Genomic DNA, 17,958 nt, shown 5'->3' with positions numbered 1-17,958 from the left:
GGGACCAATTACCTGTACCCAATGGTTACACCAACAGAGAGTTACGTCAACCCGGCCTAACCCTACCGGCCGCCGACACGGCGATGCCCGGTCGGAACCTCCCCCGACCGGGCATCGCGAACACTTCCCGCCTACTGCGCGGGCAACTCGGGGACCCGGGTGGCCCGCGCGTACACGGTCTCACCCTCCTCCAACTTCAGCGCCGCCGCGTCACCCCGAGTGACCTGCGCCGCGAACAGATCCCCCGTGGCGCCGTTGCGCAACTCGACGCGCACCTCGAAGCCGAGGTGCACGACCCGCTCCACCGTGGCGCGGGTGACGCCCGCCGATTCCGCGGTGCCCTCGCTCTCGGCCTGCGCCATCGCGGCCTCGCGCCCGACGCGGATGTCATGCGGGCGCACCAGATGACCGTTCAGCCTGGCGACATCGCCGAGGAAGGACATCACGAACTCGTTGGACGGCCGGTCGTAGACATCCTCCGGGCTGCCGAACTGTTCGATCCGGCCCTTGTTCATGACCGCGATCCGATCGGCGACATCGAGCGCCTCCTGCTGGTCGTGGGTCACCAGCACGGTCGTCACATGGACTTCCTCGTGCAACCGTCGCAGCCAGGTCCGCAGATCCGCGCGCACCTTCGCGTCCAGCGCGCCGAACGGCTCGTCCAGCAACAGCACCTGCGGGTCGACCGCCAGCGCGCGCGCCAACGCCATGCGCTGCCGCTGGCCGCCGGAGAGCTGGGCCGGATAGCGGTGCTGGAAGCCGTCGAGTCCGACGATGCCGAGCAGTTCGTCGACCCGCTTGGCGATCTCGGCCTTGGGCCGCTTGCGGATCTTGAGTCCGAAGGCGACATTGTCGCGCACCGTCATGTGCTTGAACGCGGCATAGTGCTGGAACACGAAGCCGATATCGCGCTTCTGCGGCGCCACCCTCGTCACGTCGCGGCCCGCGATCACCACCACGCCGGAATCCAGCGATTCCAGCCCGGCGATGGAGCGCAGCAGCGTCGACTTGCCCGAACCCGACGGCCCGAGCAGCGCGGTGAGCTCACCGGAGGGGATCTCCAGGGAGACGTCGTCGAGGGCGGCGAAGGAGCCGTAGTTCTTCTTCGCGTTGGTCACGGTGATCATTTGGCGGCCCGCTTGCGTTCGAGGACGGTCATGAGGAGCAGCACGACGACAGCCATACCCATCAGCAGGGTGGCCGCCGAATACGCGCCGAAGGTGTTGTGGTCGTTGATGTAGCGCCCGTGCACGAGCAGGGTGAGCGTCTGCGACTGGCCGGGCAGCGCCGAGGACACCATGATCACCGCGCCGAATTCGCCGAGCGAACGGGCGACGGTCAACACGACGCCGTAGGTCACGCCCCAGCGGATCGCGGGCAGCGTGATCCGCCAGAAGGTCTGCCAGCCCGACGCGCCGAGGGTGGCGGAGGCCTGTTCCTGGTCGTCGCCGATCTCGTGCAGCACCGGTTCCACCTCGCGGACCACGAACGGCAGGGTCACGAAGATGGTGGCGATCACCATGCCGGGCAGGCTGAAGATCACCTTGAACCCGAGGCTCTCGAGTCCGCCGAACCAGCCGCCCGCACCCCACAGCAGGATCAGCGCGACGCCGACCACCACCGGCGACACCGCGAACGGCAGGTCGACCACGCCCTGGAGCAGGTTGCGGCCGGGGAACTTCCCGCGCACCAGCGCCAGCGCGGTCACGATGCCGAACACCACGTTCACCGGGACCACGATCAAGACGATGAGCGTGGAGAGCTGGAACGCGGAGACGGCGGCGGGTGTGCTGATGGAATCGATGAACGCGCCGATGCCGTCCTCGAAGGTGCGCCACAGAATGATGATCAGCGGCAGGACCAACAGCACGAACAGGTAGGCGAGCGCGATCGTGCGCAGCGAGATGCGCGTCAGCGCGGACACTTTCATCGGGTCGCCTTCTCCTTCCGCGCGCTGCGGTCCGCGAGCAGGCGCAGCGCGAGCAGTGTGACGAACGCGATCGCGAGCAGCGCCACCGAGACCGCGGCGGCGTTCACGGGGCGATCGATCTCGATCTGCTTCTGAATGTATTGGGAGGCCATCTCGGTCTTGCGCGGAATCGCGCCGCCGATCAGCACCACCGAGCCGTACTCGCCGATGGCACGCGCGAAGGCGAGGCCGCCGCCGCTGATGATCGCGGGCGTCAGGGTCGGCAGGATGATGCGGCGGAACGTGGTCCAGTTGTTCGCGCCCAAGGAGATCGCGGCCTGCTCGACCTCGCGGTCCACCTCGATCAGCACCGGCTGCACCGAACGCACCACGAACGGCAGGGTGACGAAGGTCAGCGCGACCACAAGACCCGGCTGGGTGGCGTTGAGGTGGATGTCGACCGGGCTCTGCGGACCGTAGAGCGAGAGCAGCACGATGCTGGCGACGATGGTCGGCAGCGCGAACGGCAGGTCGATCAGCGCGTTGACGATGCTCTTGCCGGGGAACTCGTCACGCACGAGCACCCAGGCCACGAGTGTGCCCATCACCACATTGATCAGCGCGACCACCACCGAGACGAGCACGGTGATGCGCAGTGAATCCAGCGCGGCGGGTGCGGTGACCGCGTCCCAGAAGCCGGACCAGCCGTCCTCGAAGGAGGTCACGGTCAGCGCGGCCAGTGGGAGCAGCACGATGATGCTCAGCCACAGCACCGCGGTGGCGATGCCGAGCGGGCCGACCGAACCGCTCACGCGTAGCCAGGACGGCACCTGGAATCCGGTGCGGCCGTTGGTCGAAGTCGTCACGACGGGCGCGGAGGTCGCCGCGTCGGGGGAGGAACCGCTTGATTTCTCGAGTTCGACGGATCCGGGCGTGCGCTCGGCCTCGTCGGTGCTGCTGTCACTCACAGTCGTCCACTATCCCGTGTTAGGTGGTGACGCCGCCCCCGTCCCGAAGAAGGGGACGAGGGCGGACGCCGCCGAGAACTGCCAGGCCAGAGGCCGTTTCTCTTAGTTTGGTGGTGGCCGCTTACTTGGTGGCCTTGTCGTAGATCACCGCGACCGTGCCGGTGTTCGGCGCGAACAGCTCCTTGTCGACCGTCTTCCAGCCGCCGAGGTCGGCGATGGTCCACAACTTCTGCGGGGTCGGGAAGTCCTTGCTGAAATCGGCGGCGACCTTCGGGTCGACCGGGCGGAAGCCCGCCTCGGCCCACGCCTTCTGACCGGCCGGGGTGTAGAGGAAGTCGCGGAACGCGGCCGCCTTCTCCGGGGTCTTGCTGTTCTTGAGCACCGCGACCGGGTTCTCGATCTTGAAGGTGTGCGGCGGGATCACGTGCTCGATCTTGTCGCCGTTGCGCTCGGAGAACAGCGCCTCGTTCTCGTAGCTCAGCAGCACGTCACCGGTGCCCTGCAGGAAGGTCTCGGTGGCTTCGCGGCCCGACTTGGGCTGCACCTTGATGTGCGCGGGCGAGATGAGCTGGCCGAGGTAGTCGAGACCGGCCTGCGGGTTCTTGCCGCCGTCGGACTTCGTCGCGTACGGCGCGAGCAGATTCCACTTGGCCGAACCGGAGCTGAACGGGTTCGGTGTGACGACCTCGACGCCGGGCTTGAGCAGATCGTCCCAGTCCTTGATGCCCTTGGGGTTGCCGGGACGGACCACGATCGCCACGACCGAGCCGAACGGAATGCCCTTGTTGGCGTCGGCGTTCCAGCTCGCGTCGACCAGTCCGGCGTCGACGAGGCGGGTGATGTCGGGCTCGACCGAGAAGTTCACGATATCGGCCTCGGCGCCGTCCTTGACCTTGCGCGACTGGTCGCCCGAGGCGCCGTAGGAGCCGTTCACCACGACGTTCTTGCCCGCGTCGGTCTTGTTGAAGGCCGGGACGACCTTGTCGAAACCGGGCTTGGGCACGGCGTAGGCGTACAGGTTCAGGGTGCCGCCGCTGCCGTCGGCTACTTCGCCGCCCACGGTGTCACTGGCTCCGCCGCCGCATGCGGTGAGGGCTACCGCCGCGATCGCGGTGAGCGCCGCGGCGGTGTAGCGGCGGCGCCTGCTGAGCCAAGATGTGCGAGACATGGGGGTGGACCTTTCCTGCGGAGCGTCGTCGACGGGAATCGCCGACGACAGAGCTGAGGGAAATATCGGGTAGACCTACCGTGGAAGACGGCAGTCGGCGCGTCTGGGCCCGGTGGACCGTGGGAGATAGGACAGGTCTGCGGAAAAGGTGCACGCCAGTCTACGGGGCAGAAGGGCGCAGACGTGCCCGACAGATCAGCGACAGAGAATGTCGGCGACCGCGAGGTTACCGACAGCGATCAACGCCAATTCATGGCGGACCTGCGGAACGGCTCTCGAAGACACGGGCCGACTCTAGCAGAGCAACCGCACCGCCCTCGACTCGAAGAAAATAGTCGCCCGTAGCCGAGAATCGTCCCATGACCTGGGGCGCAGCCGACACTCCGAGTGCGAAACGCCGACCACCGGATGTGAAACCTCGGTGACCGCGACCGAAGCGCGGCGGGGCAGACCGGGATCGAACCACGGCCCGCGACTCGCGCGGGCGATAACAGACCGCGTCGTCCGGAAATTCTCCGGCATGCGAAGGAAAAAGCCCGACTGTCACACCGCGTCGCCGAATGGGTGGTCGCGCGGAACAGGACCGCGCGACACGGGCGAACGGGGGTACAGCCGGGCAGACTGCCGGTTCCGGGGTGGCGCGTGCGGACGCCACCCCGGAACCGGTCAGATGACCGCGCCGACGTCTTTGGCGACGAGGTTGTCCAGGGCGCGCTCGGCGACCGCGGCGATGGTCATCGACGGGTTGCAGGCGGCGGTGTTGCCGGGCATGAGGGCCCCGTCGAGGACGTAGAGGCCGCGCTGGCCGTGGACGCGGCCGTCGAGGTCGCAGACCGTCCCCATGCTCGCGCCGCCCAGCGGATGCCAGGTGGAGGGGAACAGGGCGTTGGTGTCGATCAGGTTGGTGCCGGGTCCGGCGATCTTCTGCACCGTCGGTCCGATGAACTTCTCCTGGATCTCGTGGTCGCCCTCGTGCGGCCAGTGCAGGACGGCGTCGTCGGCGGCGGCATCGTAGGCGAAGTTGCCGCGCCCGGTGCTCACGCCGTAGCCGACCAGCATGGTGCTCATCGGATCGACCTGCAGCGGCGGCAGCGAAGCCTGGATGACGGTGTGCGCCGCGTACGGGTCGCCGTCCCAGACCTTGCTGCCGTAGACGACCGGACCGCCCTGTTCGGTGCCGAAGCCCGCGGCCGGGTTGTGCCAGACGTAGATGCGGTCGGCGTTGGAACCCCAGCCCTGGCCGAGGCCGTCGGGCAGGTCGGGAATGAGCCCCTTGGCGCCCGCGCGCATGAGCAGGCGGGTCGTGTTCATGGTGCCCGCCGCCATCACCAGCGTGCCCGCGGTGATGATCTTGTTCTCCAGTACCGCGCCGGTGTTGTCGAGTACCTGCACGTTCACCGTCCAGCGCCCGTCGGCGGCGCGCTCCACATCGGTGACCTCGTGCAGCGTCTTCACCTGAACGAGTCCGGTGGCCTCGGCGGCGGCGATGTAGGTGACGTCGACGGTGTGCTTGCCGCCGTTGTTCACGCCCATGGCGCCGTCGCCGTTGGTGTAGGACGCCTTCATCTCACCGCGCAGCTCGGCGAGCGCGTAGTTCCAGTCGATGGGCATCGGGATCTTCGACAGCGGCAGCCCCTCCTGCTTGACCCGATCGGCGAACACCCTGGCCGCCTTGTACTGCGGGGCCGCGATCAGCTCGTCGGGAGCGGTCGCGAGGCCGAGCATCCGCGCCACCCTCGGGTAGTGCACCCGGTCCATCTTCGCCCAGTCGAGTTCCTGCGGGAAATGGGTGTTGAACACCGCCTCGTTGGGCTGCAGTGACATGCCCTGGTAGACCAACGACCCGCCGCCCACGCCCGAGGCGCACAGGGTGGTCATGTTCTCGCCGGGGATGGCTTCGATGAGTCCGGTGTAGCGGTCGAACAGCAGCGGCTGCCCGAACAGGTTCGGGCTGGACTTGTACCAGAGCAGCCGCTTGTCCAGCCCGGACGCGCGCGGGAAGGTGTCGGCATTGGGTCCCGTTGTCCAGCGCAGACCACGCTCGAGCACCAGGACGGGCACCCCGGCCTGTGCGAGCCGCAGGGCGGTCACTCCGCCGCCGAAGCCGGACCCGATGACGACGACGCGATGGTCCTCGCGGGTCAGGGGAACGCTGTTGACGCGAGCCGCGATACCGTTGGTGGAGCCGGTGGTGCGCGCACTCACCAGCAGCGCACCGGCCGCGGCGGCCCCGGTCAACAGTGACCGACGCGTGATTGATGGCATAACCAGACTTTCGTGACGAGGGATCGGCCGTGCCGACGTCCGCCGCCCCCTCGGCGCGGCACGTGTGGCGCCGGCGAACGTCCTACCGGACAGTAACGTCCGGTTGGTTCGGTAGTCTGCGCGATGACGGCGGTCACGTCAAGACCGTAGAGGTGATCATGGACACGTCGACATGGACCGATGACCAAGATAGCCAAAAGGTAACGAATCTCGCCAACCGACGAATAGCCGACCCGTAGCCCTATCGTTGAGTCAGCGCCTCGTAGGCACGGCCGGAGACCACTCCGGCCTGCGGGCCGCGCACAAGGGAAGGGATCGAATCCATGCCTGTGTGTACGACGCGTGACGGGGTGGAAATCTATTACAAGGATTGGGGTTCCGGACGCCCCGTGGTCTTCGTCCACGGTTGGCCGCTGAACGCCGACGCGTGGGACGACCAGCTGAAATACGTGGCCGACAACGGTTTCCGCGGGATCGCCCACGACCGGCGCGGCCACGGCCGCTCGGCGCAGCCGTGGGACGGCTACGACTTCGACACCTTCGCCGACGATCTCGACGACCTGCTCCGCACGCTCGACGTGCGCGACGCGACCCTGGTCGCGCACTCCATGGGCGGCGGCGAACTCGCCCGCTACATCGGTCGCCACGGCACCGAACGGGTGCGTTCCTCGGTGTTGCTCTCCGCCATTCCGCCACTCATGCTGAAGACCGACGACAACCCCGAAGGTGTTCCCGAGCAGGTGTTCTCCGATATCAAGGCGGGCATACTCAGCGAGCGCTCACAGTTCTGGCGCGACACCTCGGAAGGCTTCTTCAGCGCGAACCGGCCGGGAACCAAGGCGACGCAAGGCAATCGCGACGCGTTCTGGTTCATGGCCATGCACGAATCCGTCGAAGCGGGCATACGCTGCGTGGACGCGTTCGCCTACACCGATTTCACCGACGACCTGAAGAAGTTCGACATCCCCACGCTGGTGGTGCACGGCGACGACGATCAGATCGTGCCGATCGACGCGACCGCGCGCAAATCCGCCGCGCTCATCCCCGACGCCACCCTCACCGTCTACGAGGGCGGATCGCACGGCATCGCGCTCGTTCCCGGCGACAAGGAACGATTCAACAAGGATCTGCTCGCGTTCCTCCGCTCGTGACGAAGTCGCGCGGAAAGTTTGCCCAGACATTCGCTGAAAGATTGCCACTTCCGACCACAAGGGGCGTTTCATACCGTTTCGTCTGGTTCTGCGGGTGCGGTCGGTTGCCACAACCGACCGCACCGACGCCCCTCTCCCCGCCTCCCGCCCACCCGTGGGCGTAGTCCGAATCCGCCTCCGGTAGGAGTCGCGAACCACTCGCGGCACGATGTCGCGCACCGGTCCGCGCCGATACGCTCCCGGTGAGGACGCCGCCCTCCGGTCCGGAGGGGGGGACCGGAGTGCGTCGCGGCGTCGTGGACGAAAGACGCCGTGCTCGGCGGGATTCCGGAGGCGCCACCGATGGCAGAGACAACACCGAGTGCGGGGGTCACCTCGACGCGACTGCGCGCGCACGGAGTCACGGGCACATTGCTGCAAGCGGGCGATCCCGCCGCCACCGAAGCCGTGGTGTTCCTGCACGGTTCGCCCGGCAATGCCGGAGACTGGTCCGACTTCCTCGGCCCGACCGGCGAATTCGCCCGCGCGGTCGCCTTCGACATGCCGGGATTCGGCGACGCCCGCACCTTCGCGGGCTTCGACCACCGCGTCGAGGGCGACTACCGCGACTTCCTGATCCACGCGATGGACGAACTCGGACTCGCCCGCGTGCACCTGGTCGGCCACGATTTCGGCGTGCCGTGGGGGCTGGCGTGGGCCGCCGCCCGACCCGAGCGACTCGCCTCGCTCACCCTGATCAACGCGGGCGCGATGCAGGACTACCGCTGGCACATGTACGCCCGTGTCTGGCAGACGCCGCTACTCGGCGAGCTCACCCAGCGGATCAGCAACCGCCGGGGCATGCGCATACTGCTGCGCCGCGCGAATCCGCGTCTGCCGGTGGATTTCATCGACCGCATGTACGACAAGTACGACGCGCACACCCGCGCGACCGTCCTGTCCCTCTACCGCGCCGCCCGCGACCCCGAGGCGATGCTCACCGAATCGCTGGCGACCCTGCCGACCACGATCCCCACACTCGTGCTGTGGGGCGGCGACGATCCGTGGCTGCCCGCCCGGCACGCCGAACTCCAGTCGATGATCTGGCCCGACAGCCGGATCGAGGTGCTGCCCGGACTCGGCCACTGGTGTTTCGCCGACGATCCGCGCGCCGTGGCCGACCTGCTGCTGCCGTTCCTGCGCGCACAGGTCGGGCGGTCCGAACGGGCGGGCGGGAGCGGTCAGGCGCCGAGCGCGCCCGCCAGATAGAGCCAGGAGTCGTGCAGGTCGGTCTCGAACTGTCCCCAGGTGTGCGCGCCCTGCGGACGGTCGACGTGGACAGCGGGCACCCCGAGTTCGGCCAGTCGACCCGCGAACGCGCCGGTGCAGGAGTCGGCGATGGCCTCGACCGGCGGGAACGGCACGCCACCCTGGTCGATCGCACCGGGACGACCCGAGGCCGACGACAGGTACACGGTCTTGCCCGCCAGCGCGCCCGCGCGGGCGAACGCGTCGTGCGAGCGCCACACCTCCCCGCCGGGCACACCCCACATGTTCATGGGGTCGGCTCTGCCACGCACCAACTGAGCGGAGACCAGCGCGACGCCGAGAGGATCGGTGGACCACGGACACCCGCTGAAGGCGGCGACACCTCGGTAGCGATCGGGAGCCTGGATGGCCAGGTCGATCGCGGATCCGGCGCTCATCGACACGCCCGCGATCGCGTTGCGGCCCGTGGCGCCGAGCTCCGGGTCGAGCGCGGTGGGTAGTTCCGAGGTCAGGTAGGTCTGCCAGCGGTGGCGGCCGACGACCGGGTCGTCGGCGACCCAGTCGGTGTACATGCTGTACGCGCCGCCGATGGGCATCACCACGTTCACGTGCTTGTCGGCGAAGAACGCGGCGACATCGGTGTCGTCCCACCACGAGATGCCGTCCTCGCCGCCGCCGATGCCGGTGAGCAGGTACAACGTCGGCGCGGGTGCGCCCGCGGCCTTCAGCACCCGGTTGCGCACCACCCGGTCCATCGACGGCGAGTAGACGTCGATCAGATAGGCCGATCCGCCGAGCGGCGCTTCACCCACCACCTCGGGACCCTCCGTCCGCGCGGCCGCCGGACCGGGCGCGATGATGCCCGCGAGCACGAACAGCGCGGCGAGCGCGACGGAAAACCATGTACCCCTCACCTTTCCGGCATACCGCGTTCGCGCGCCGATGAAACACCCTTATCCGAATCGGCCCACACCGTGTGCGCCGGTGGAGGTCTCGCGCCGCGACGGGCAGACTGGGGCGCGGCACAAGGATTCTCGTCGCACCGAGGGGGACATCGCACCATGACCACCAGCCCGGACCGGCTCCGCACCCGGCTCCCCGGTATCAGCACGCGCGCCTGGGAACATCCGGCCGATCGCACCGCGTTGGTCGCGCTGCGGTCGCTGACCGGATTCGACACGGTGCTGCGGACCCTGTCCAGTCTGCTACAGGAACGCCAGCACCGGCTGCTGTACCTGGCGACGGCCGTGCGGGTGGACGAACGCCAGTTCCGCACCCTGCACCACCTGCGGCAGGACTGCGTCGAGATCCTGGACGCTCGTACCACACCGGAGATGTACGTCATCCAGAGCCCGACCGTGAACGCGCTCACCATCGGCATGGACACCCCGTTCATCGTGCTCACCACCGGACTCATCGAACTGATGGACACCGAGGAACTGCGGTTCGTGATCGGGCACGAGCTCGGGCACGCGCTGTCCGGACACGCGGTCTACCGGACCATGCTCATGCACCTGCTGCGCATCTCCGCCTCCGTCGGCTGGATGCCGGTCGGCGGATGGGCGTTGCGCGCGATCGTGGCCGCGCTCATGGAATGGAGCCGCAAATCCGAACTGTCCGGTGACCGGGCGGGTCTGCTGTGCGGCCAGGACGTCGACGCCTCGGTGCGAGTGCACATGAAGACCGCGGGCGGCGCGTGGGTACACGAGATGAACCACGGAGCGTTCCTGGCCCAGGCCGACGACTACGAGCGCTCCGGCGACCTGCGCGACGGCGTGCTCAAACTGCTGAACCTGGAATTGCAGTCACATCCGTTCTCGGTGCTGCGCGCGGCGGAGTTGCGGCGCTGGATCCAGTCCGGGGAGTACGAGCGCGTGCTCGGCGGCGACTACCCGCGCCGCGACCAGGATCGCAACGCGCGGATCGCCGACGAGGTGCGTGCGGCGGCGCGCACCTACAAACAGAATTTCGACGCCTCCGAGGACCCGCTGATCCGCACCGTCCGCGACCTCGGCCGCGACGTGGGTTCCGCGGTGACCGCTGTGGGTCACGAGGTCGGCGACACCGTCACCAAGATCGGCAAGCGCCTCAACGACTGGCGTACCGGAACTAGCGAGTGAGCAGCCAGGCCACCACGACGAGGAGCAGCAGGGCGAGCAGGGCGAGCTGAACGCGCGATCGTGGCATCAGCGCGCACCACTGCGCACAGGCTGACGCGGGTCGACCGCCGGACCGGCGACCACAGCGGCGGCATCGGCCAAGGGCGGCGTCTCGACCGCCGTCGCCCCGACCGTCATAGCGCCGACCGTCATAGCCCCGGCCGCCGACGCGGGCGCCGCGGCCTGTGCCCGATCCCGCCCGAGCAGCCGCATGACCTCGCGCAGCGTCCGGTCCAAGGCGACCGCGATCGCGAAACTGAGCGGCACCATGCCGACCAGCACCACGAAGAACTGCGGGATGAACGGCAAACCCGCCACCCACAGCTCGAAGCCGTCCCACCAACCCGCAATGCGATGCACAACCCCAGCCTAGTCTGTGTTCTGCCGCGCCCGACCACCCCGCAGCGCCCAACCACCCGCCGCAGCCGACGATCTGTCGCACCCAGCGATCCGCCGCACCCGGCCACCCGCCGCGCTCAGCCACCCTGCCGCACCCAGCCACCCGCCACACCCCGAAATCCGCCACACCCAGCCCCCGCCACGACCAGCAATCTGCCACATCCGGCCACCCGCCGCGCTCAGCGATCCTGCCGCCCAGCGATCCGCCACACCTCGAGATCCGCCGCACCCGGCCACCCGCCACACCCCGAAATCCGCCACACCCAGCCCCCGCCGCGACCAGCAATCTGCCGCATCCGGCCACCCGCCGCGCTCAGCGATCCTGCCGCCCAGCGATCCGCCACACCTCGAGATCCGCCGCACCCGGCCACCCGCCACACCCCGAAATCCGCCGCATCCGGACCCGCCGCGACCAGCGATCTGCCGCATCCGGCCACCCATGGCGACCGTCGATCGCGGCATCCGGCGACCCGCCGTATCGGACGCACCGCCTGCGGTGGACGGCAAGGCACCGGCAACCTCACTATTGAGCTATGGCGTCCGCAACCGATGACCTCACGATCGATGAGCCCGACGACCTCCCGGTGCCCACCGCGCTCACCGGCGCCACGCACGGCGCGTTCCCCCGCATCGATGACTACGCGTTCCTGTCCGACTGCGAGACCAGCTGCCTGGTGGCGAGCAACGGCGCGGTGGAGTGGATGTGTCTGCCCCGTCCCGACTCCCCCAGCGTCTTCGGTTCGATGCTCGACCGCAGCGCTGGCCATTTCCGCATCGGCCCCTACGGCACCAATGTGCCCGCCGCGCGCCGCTACCTGCCCGGCGGGATGATCCTCGAGACCACATGGCAGACCCCGACCGGCTGGCTGATCGTGCGCGACGCGCTGGTCCTCGGCCCGTGGCACAACAACGACCAGCGCAGCCGCACGCACCGGCGAACGCCGATGGACTGGGACGCCGAGCACATGCTGCTGCGCACCGTGAAATGCGTCAACGGCACCGTCGAACTCGAGATGAGCTGCGAACCCGCCTTCGACTACCATCGCGCGCCGACCCGCTGGGAGTACACCGGCAAGGTCTACGAGGAGGCCACCGCGGTGCGGCGCAACGACCCGGCCGCGGGCCCGACCCTGGTGCTCACCACCGACCTGCGGCTCGGTCTCGAAGGCCGCGAGGCCCGCGCGCGCACCCGCATGCAGGAGGGCGACGAGGTGTACGTGGCTCTGACCTGGTCGGAGTTGCCCGCGCCGAAAACCTTCGCCGACGCCGCGCAGAAGATGTGGGCCACCACCGAATGTTGGCGGCAGTGGATCACCCTCGGCAACTTCCCGGACCACCCGTGGCGCAACTACCTGCAGCGCAGCGCGCTCACCCTCAAGGGACTCACCTACAAACCCACCGGCGCGCTCATGGCGGCGGCCACCACGTCGCTGCCGGAAACCCCCGGCGGACAACGGAACTGGGATTACCGCTATACCTGGGTTCGCGATTCCAGCTTCGCGCTGTGGGGCCTGTACACCCTCGGCCTCGACCGCGAGGCCGACGACTTCTTCGCCTTCCTCAACGACGTCACCACCGACGACGACGGCGAAGCGGTGCCGTTGCAGGTGCTCTACGGCATCGGCGGGGAACGCGACCTCACCGAACTGGAACTGTCGCACCTGCGCGGCTACGACGGCGCGCGGCCGGTGCGCATCGGCAACGGCGCCTACAACCAGAACCAGCACGACATCTGGGGCACCATGCTCGACGCGGTGTACCTGCACGTGAAATCGCGCGGTCAGGTCCCGGAGACGCTGTGGCCGCTGCTGGAACGCCAGGTGCACGCCGCCATCGCCAACTGGCGCAATCCGGACCGCGGCATCTGGGAAGTACGCGGCGAACCGCAGCATTTCACCTCGTCGAAGGTGATGTGCTGGGTGGCGTTGGACCGCGGCGCGAAACTCGCGGAGATGCACGGACAATTCGAGCGGGCCACCGAGTGGTACACCGTCGCCGACGAGATCAAGGACGACATCCTCGCCAACGGCGTCGACTCGAGCGGCGTGTTCACCCAGACCTACGGCGGCGCCACCCTCGACGCCTCCCTGCTGCTGGTGCCGCTGGTGCGTTTCCTGCCCTCCGACGACCACCGGGTGCGGGCCACCGTGCTGTCCATCGCCGACCGGCTCACCGAACACGGCTTGGTCCTTCGATACCGCACCGAGACCACCGACGACGGCCTGACCGGCGCCGAGGGCACCTTCACCATCTGCTCGTTCTGGCTGGTGTCGGCGCTGGTCGAGATCGGCGAGGTGCGCCGGGCCAGGAACCTGTGCGAACGCCTGCTCGGCTACGCCAGCCCGCTGCGCCTCTACGCCGAGGAGATCGATTCACGCAGCGGAAGCCACCTCGGCAATTTCCCGCAGGCGTTCACCCATCTCGCGCTCATCAACGCCGTCACCCACGTGATCAGGGCCGAGGACTCCCGGTCGGCGGGCGAGTTCCAGCCCGCGCACACCCCGGCCACCCATCCGCGCTGACCACCACGCTCACACGCCGGTCGAGCTGAACACAGGGCTCACACGCCGATCAGCTGGTCGGCGCGATCGCGGACCCCACGCAGCGTGCCGAGGCGGCCGTCGAGTTCGGCGATGCGTTCCACGCGGCGGTCGCCGTACTTGCCGAACGCCTCCTCCGCGGCGCGCAGCGCGTCCTCGGCGGTGCGCATGGACTCGGTCGCGATCTCGGTGAAATGGTCGCGCAGCGCTCGCTGCACGGCGCGCAGCCGATTCCTCGACTCCTTGCTGACCTGGAAGATCACATCGTCCATCAACCGCGCCACCGCTACCTTGGCCTCGGCACGGCGCCGGACCTTGCGGTTCTTGCGGTCGTCCCACAGCGCGTTCACGCCGAGCAGCACGCCCGCGCCCGCCGAATACCAGTTCACCAGCGACATTCCGAGCAGGCTGGTGGCGAGGCCGACCATGAGGATGCCGCCGTAGGAGCCGCGCAGCGCGGACAGGAACTGCTGGGTCACACCGGCTTTGGCGCTGTCGAGCGGCTCCAGCGGGGCCACCGGCTCCAGCACGTCGCCCGGATTCTCCAGGCGCAGGTCCGGCAGCGGCGGCGTGCGGTTGTCGGCGGGGAACTTCGAGGCGACCTGATCGCACAGCTCGACCGAGCGGTAGTGCGCCATCACGAAATTCTCTTCCACCGCCTCGCAGATGCGGGCGTCGAGGTCGGCGCCGAACTCCTTCCAGCCGCGCGCCGGGTCGGTCTGGGTGATCTCGGCCTCGGCGTCGCGGACCAGGCTGCGCAGCCGGTGCCGCAGATCGTGCTCGATATCGGCCATGAGTTCGGTGCTGCCGTCGACGAGGGTCACCTGCCAGTTCGCGGTGCGCTGGCGCAGTTGCTCGGCCTGATCGCGCGCCGCGGCGAACTGCTGGGTGATCTGCGCCTTGCGCCGCGGATCGCGCAACGCCTCGGCCTCGCCGTGCAGCGTCACCGCCAGATGGTCGCTGACCAGCCGGATATCGCGGACAGCGGCCTCGATCGCCACCGAGTCCGCGCGGGCGACCACGTAGTCGCGCAGGTGATCCATCAACTGCGGCATGCCCGATTCGATATCGCGCTGGTAGCCGCCCGCCACCTGATTGCCCGCCGCGCGGCGGTGCAGCAGCGCGGAGACGGGAGCGACGGCGAAGCCGAGTCCCGCGGCGTCGAGCAGTTCCCGATCGCGCTGCTGCACATGGGCCCAGTGCGGGAACAGGTCGATCTTGTTCAGCACACAGATGACCGTCGGGCACAGATTGCGCACCCGTTCCAGATGGGCGATCTGGTCGCGGGTGAGTTCCGCGTGCGCGTCCACGACGTAGAGCACCGCGTCGGCGGCCGCGATCATCGACCATTTGACGTGTTCGTCGGCGGCCGCGCCGGGCGCGTCCATCACCACGATGCCGTCGGCGAGCAGCGGACTCGGCTCGGTGAACTCCACCCGGATCACGCCTTCGGCGCGCAGCGCGGGACCGGGATCGAGCGGGTCGACGGGCTGGCGCTCGGTGCGCCCGCCGCCGACGGCCTTGACCAGCGTCGCCGTCGAGCGCGGGCCGTATTCCACGATCACGGGCACGCTCACTGGACTGTCGGTAGCGCTGACCTGCGCGCCGACCAGCCCGTTGACGAGCGTGCTCATCCCGTTCTTCGGCTCGCCGATCACGACGAGGCGCACTCGCGGGTCGCCGACCCTGGCCTTGACCATGGTGAGGCGGCCGGTCAGATCGTCACGTCCTGCCGCTCCGGTCATCTCCCGCAGTTCGTCCAGGATTCCGATGAGCGGGGCCATCGCGTCCGGATGTTTGACCGTCACGGACTCCACCCCGGCTGCGGCAGACAAGCCTGCTCCTAACTCTCGTTCACTTTCCCGTGGGGCGACCGCCGCAACGGCGCGTCCTCCTCGCGTCGCCGCCCGGTCAGATCAGCGTGTGATCCAGTGTGCCGTGCGCGGTGTGGACGTCGTACAGCCCCCCGTGCGGCAGCAGGTCGGCGGACAGGCCCGCGGCCGAGGCCGTGGCCAGGTGGTCGGTGTCGAGTGTGACCGGAACAGCGATCGGGTGGTTGTGGTACCCGTGTGATGAATCCCACTGCTCACTGATCGGTTTGGTGCCCGCGGGCGGCTTGATCGGGGTGACCGGAGCCGGATTCGGCACCGAATAGGTCGGCGCGGGCACTTCGACGCTCGGCACGTCCACCGTGTTCGGCTGCGAGGGGACGTGATTCGGCACGGTGTGCGTCGGCTGCGACGGCACCGACACCGTCGGCACCTCGACGCTCGGCGCGTCGACGGGCGGGCGGGTGGTCGGCAGGTTGTGCGTGGTCGGAACTTCCCGCGTGCTCGGCACGTCGACACCGGTGCGCGGGGTGGTCACGTCGTGGTCGTCCGGCGTGCTCGGCTGGGTCGGGCGGGTGGTGACGGGCGCCTTCGTCACGGTGATGTCGGTATCGGTCGGCGTCTTGCCGTCGATGCCGGGAATCTTCGTCGGCGCCGAACCCGGAGTGCTCACCGTGTCCGAATCGGGAACGACGTGGCGGGTCGGCGGCGCGGCGGAACCGGGATCGAAAGTGGTCGGCGCCTTGGTGACCGGAGTCGCGGGGGTGCGCGGCAGATCAACGGTCTTGTCGATCGGGTCCGGCTTGACCGGAACGTGCGGCACGGGCTTGACCGGCGGGTGCTGCTGTTCGTACAGCACCGGCACCGCGGCGGCGGGCGCGGTCAGCGGCGATGGACCCGACGGCGGCGCGAGCACGTTCGCGATCGGCGAGGAAGCGGCCTCCGGCTGGATGGTGGTCTGCAGCGGCGTCGCGGCGACCACGGGCGCGGCCGCCGCCGCGGGCACGGCCAGCGCGGGAGCGACAGCGGGCGCCACCGGAGCCTGGGACATCGCGACCGGTGCGGGCGCGGGCGGCGCGGCGAAGGGCGAGGCCGCGGCGGGAGCGGCCGCCGCCGAGCCGAGCGGACCCGCGGCGCCGGGCACGCCACCCGTCGATGAACCCGATCCGAATGCGCCGGAACCGATTCCGTGCTGATCGCCTGCTTTCCCCCCGCCGGTGGTCGTCGACTTCGAATCCAGCCAGTCGGACAGATTGTCCAGCTGGTCACCGATATTCGAGCCCGCGGCGGTCTTGATGGTCAGACCGGCCGACGCCTCGATCTTCATCTCGGTGGTGAGGTACGCGCCGTTGGGACCGACGCCGAAATCGACCTCGAGTTCGGTGTAGAGCGAGGCGAAGGCGTCGACGCCGACGTAGACGCCGAAATCGTCGAATCCGTCGAACAGGTCGGCGGCATGGGCGCCGTCCATCGGCTGGGGCTGCGCCCACGGCGCGAAAGTCGAATGGCCGTAACCGAGTTGCGCGCTCGGGGACGCGTCCTCGTCCTGGGTGTCGGTGAGTTCGCCGACCCGCGACTTGTCCACCACGGCGGGATGCTTCGGCAGCCCGAACAGCGGTGAATTCGGGTCGGTCAAGAAATTGCCCGCCTCCGGCAGGCCGAAGCCGAGCCCGGGCGCGGGCGGCGGGGTGGGTGCGGCGTCGGACCACCATTGCGGCAGTTCCGCTTCCGGGGCCGCGGCGGACCAGCCCTGGGCGCCCGAATCGGGCGCGACGCCGAGGAAGCTGGGCGCGCCGGGGAAGAAGTCGGTGCCGTACGCGGCGGCGGTGTCGGCGGATTCGCCGCCGAGCGACAGTTCACGCGGCGCCTCGGCGGCGACGGTCAGCGGCGCTGCGCCGTGCGCGGGCCCCTCGTGGGCGGCCAGTGTGGTGCGTGACGGTGCGATCGGGACCGAATACGGTTCGGGATCGGGGAAGGTCACCACCGGGCTCGGTAGATCGGGTTCCGGATCGTTGTTGCCCGACCATCCGGTGTGCCAGCTGTCGAGGCGCTGATCACCGGGGTGGGATGGAACGCCGCCGCCGTTGGAGGCGACCAGCGCACCGCCGGTCACATAGGCGCCCGCGCGCGCGACCCGGGCGACCCCGTTCGCGACACGGAAGGCGGTGTCTCCCGACTGGTCGGGCGCGTCGGCGTCGTCCCCCTCGAAGGGCAGGTCACGGCCGTCGAAGGGCAACTCACTCGACATCCAAACTCCACATCTCGGATTCCAGCATCCTCACCGCGCCGGGACGACCGAGTGAAGATCACCCAACGATATTT

General features: G+C 69.0%; 14 protein-coding genes. 4 read left to right on the top strand and 10 right to left on the bottom strand.

All coding sequences use genetic code 11. The annotated features are described in order from the left end of the window. Window positions 1-131: 131 nt before the first annotated feature. The 6 genes from IT779_RS13065 to IT779_RS13045 form a co-directional block, all read right to left on the bottom strand. Window positions 132-1,127 carry a sulfate/molybdate ABC transporter ATP-binding protein gene (locus tag IT779_RS13065; protein ID WP_196149522.1) on the bottom strand — a complete coding sequence of 332 codons (996 nt, stop codon included), beginning with the start codon at window positions 1,125-1,127 and terminating at the stop codon, window positions 132-134. Continuing rightward, window positions 1,124-1,930 carry a sulfate ABC transporter permease subunit CysW gene (gene cysW, locus IT779_RS13060; protein WP_196149521.1) on the bottom strand — a complete coding sequence of 269 codons (807 nt, stop codon included), beginning with the start codon at window positions 1,928-1,930 and terminating at the stop codon, window positions 1,124-1,126. Before cysW ends, IT779_RS13065 begins: the two co-directional genes overlap by 4 nt. Continuing rightward, window positions 1,927-2,775, bottom strand: coding sequence for a sulfate ABC transporter permease subunit CysT (gene cysT / locus IT779_RS13055; RefSeq protein WP_196149678.1), 849 nt, complete (start codon window positions 2,773-2,775; stop codon window positions 1,927-1,929). The genes cysW and cysT overlap by 4 nt, the downstream gene beginning before the upstream one ends. Window positions 2,776-2,998: 223 nt before the next feature. After that, the gene (locus IT779_RS13050; RefSeq protein WP_196149520.1) at window positions 2,999-4,045 is read right to left on the bottom strand and encodes a sulfate ABC transporter substrate-binding protein; all 1,047 of its coding nucleotides are present in this window, start codon (window positions 4,043-4,045) and stop codon (window positions 2,999-3,001) included. 195 nt (window positions 4,046-4,240) lie between these two features. Next, the gene (locus IT779_RS38785; RefSeq protein ID WP_332838779.1) at window positions 4,241-4,330 is read right to left on the bottom strand and encodes an Ms4533A family Cys-rich leader peptide; all 90 of its coding nucleotides are present in this window, start codon (window positions 4,328-4,330) and stop codon (window positions 4,241-4,243) included. 381 nt (window positions 4,331-4,711) lie between these two features. Further along, a complete protein-coding gene (locus IT779_RS13045; protein WP_196149519.1) occupies window positions 4,712-6,310 on the bottom strand; it encodes a GMC oxidoreductase in 1,599 nt (532 codons plus the stop codon). Window positions 6,311-6,633: 323 nt separating this feature from the next. Between IT779_RS13045 and IT779_RS13040 the strand changes: the two genes are divergently transcribed. Next, window positions 6,634-7,461, top strand: coding sequence for an alpha/beta fold hydrolase (locus tag IT779_RS13040; RefSeq protein WP_196149518.1), 828 nt, complete (start codon window positions 6,634-6,636; stop codon window positions 7,459-7,461). 342 nt (window positions 7,462-7,803) lie between these two features. After that, complete coding sequence (locus tag IT779_RS13035) at window positions 7,804-8,709, top strand: alpha/beta fold hydrolase (protein WP_196149517.1); 906 nt, start codon at window positions 7,804-7,806, stop codon at window positions 8,707-8,709. On the opposite strand, the gene IT779_RS13030 is transcribed toward IT779_RS13035, so the two are convergent. Continuing rightward, window positions 8,682-9,623, bottom strand: coding sequence for an alpha/beta hydrolase (locus IT779_RS13030; protein WP_196149516.1), 942 nt, complete (start codon window positions 9,621-9,623; stop codon window positions 8,682-8,684). The genes IT779_RS13035 and IT779_RS13030 overlap by 28 nt on opposite strands. Before the next feature lie 147 nt (window positions 9,624-9,770). Between IT779_RS13030 and IT779_RS13025 the strand changes: the two genes are divergently transcribed. Further along, on the top strand, window positions 9,771-10,829 hold the full coding sequence (locus IT779_RS13025) for a M48 family metallopeptidase (RefSeq protein ID WP_196149515.1): 1,059 nt from the start codon (window positions 9,771-9,773) through the stop codon (window positions 10,827-10,829). A 66-nt stretch (window positions 10,830-10,895) separates the two neighbouring features. Here the strand turns inward: IT779_RS13025 and IT779_RS13020 are convergent, their stop codons facing one another. Continuing rightward, the gene (locus tag IT779_RS13020) at window positions 10,896-11,228 is read right to left on the bottom strand and encodes a hypothetical protein (RefSeq protein ID WP_196149514.1); all 333 of its coding nucleotides are present in this window, start codon (window positions 11,226-11,228) and stop codon (window positions 10,896-10,898) included. A gap of 572 nt (window positions 11,229-11,800) precedes the next feature. Here IT779_RS13020 and IT779_RS13015 point away from each other — a divergent pair. Beyond that, the gene (locus tag IT779_RS13015; protein WP_196149513.1) at window positions 11,801-13,789 is read left to right on the top strand and encodes a glycoside hydrolase family 15 protein; all 1,989 of its coding nucleotides are present in this window, start codon (window positions 11,801-11,803) and stop codon (window positions 13,787-13,789) included. A gap of 38 nt (window positions 13,790-13,827) precedes the next feature. Here the strand turns inward: IT779_RS13015 and IT779_RS13010 are convergent, their stop codons facing one another. Together IT779_RS13010 and IT779_RS13005 are read right to left on the bottom strand one after the other, a co-directional pair. After that, window positions 13,828-15,642, bottom strand: coding sequence for a dynamin family protein (locus IT779_RS13010; protein WP_196149512.1), 1,815 nt, complete (start codon window positions 15,640-15,642; stop codon window positions 13,828-13,830). Window positions 15,643-15,718: 76 nt separating this feature from the next. Next, window positions 15,719-17,884, bottom strand: a complete 2,166-nt coding sequence (locus tag IT779_RS13005; protein ID WP_196149511.1) for a hypothetical protein — start codon at window positions 17,882-17,884, stop codon at window positions 15,719-15,721. Window positions 17,885-17,958 lie beyond the last annotated feature (74 nt).

The sequence above is a fragment of the Nocardia bovistercoris genome, from assembly GCF_015674855.1.
Lineage (GTDB): Bacteria > Actinomycetota > Actinomycetes > Mycobacteriales > Mycobacteriaceae > Nocardia > Nocardia bovistercoris.
This window is presented reverse-complemented; position numbering and strand designations above follow the sequence as displayed.

Bases quoted from the DNA above. Each gene is read 5' to 3' on its own strand.
- cysW (WP_196149521.1), bottom strand. From the start codon at position 1,930: ATGAAAGTGTCCGCGCTGACGCGCATCTCGCTGCGCACGATCGCGCTC.
- IT779_RS13015 (WP_196149513.1), top strand. From the start codon at position 11,801: ATGGCGTCCGCAACCGATGACCTCACGATCGATGAGCCCGACGACCTC.
- IT779_RS13045 (WP_196149519.1), bottom strand. From the start codon at position 6,310: ATGCCATCAATCACGCGTCGGTCACTGTTGACCGGGGCCGCCGCGGCC.
- IT779_RS13035 (WP_196149517.1), top strand. From the start codon at position 7,804: ATGGCAGAGACAACACCGAGTGCGGGGGTCACCTCGACGCGACTGCGC.
- IT779_RS13025 (WP_196149515.1), top strand. From the start codon at position 9,771: ATGACCACCAGCCCGGACCGGCTCCGCACCCGGCTCCCCGGTATCAGC.
- IT779_RS13005 (WP_196149511.1), bottom strand. From the start codon at position 17,884: ATGTCGAGTGAGTTGCCCTTCGACGGCCGTGACCTGCCCTTCGAGGGG.
- IT779_RS13040 (WP_196149518.1), top strand. From the start codon at position 6,634: ATGCCTGTGTGTACGACGCGTGACGGGGTGGAAATCTATTACAAGGAT.
- IT779_RS13050 (WP_196149520.1), bottom strand. From the start codon at position 4,045: ATGTCTCGCACATCTTGGCTCAGCAGGCGCCGCCGCTACACCGCCGCG.
- IT779_RS13065 (WP_196149522.1), bottom strand. From the start codon at position 1,127: ATGATCACCGTGACCAACGCGAAGAAGAACTACGGCTCCTTCGCCGCC.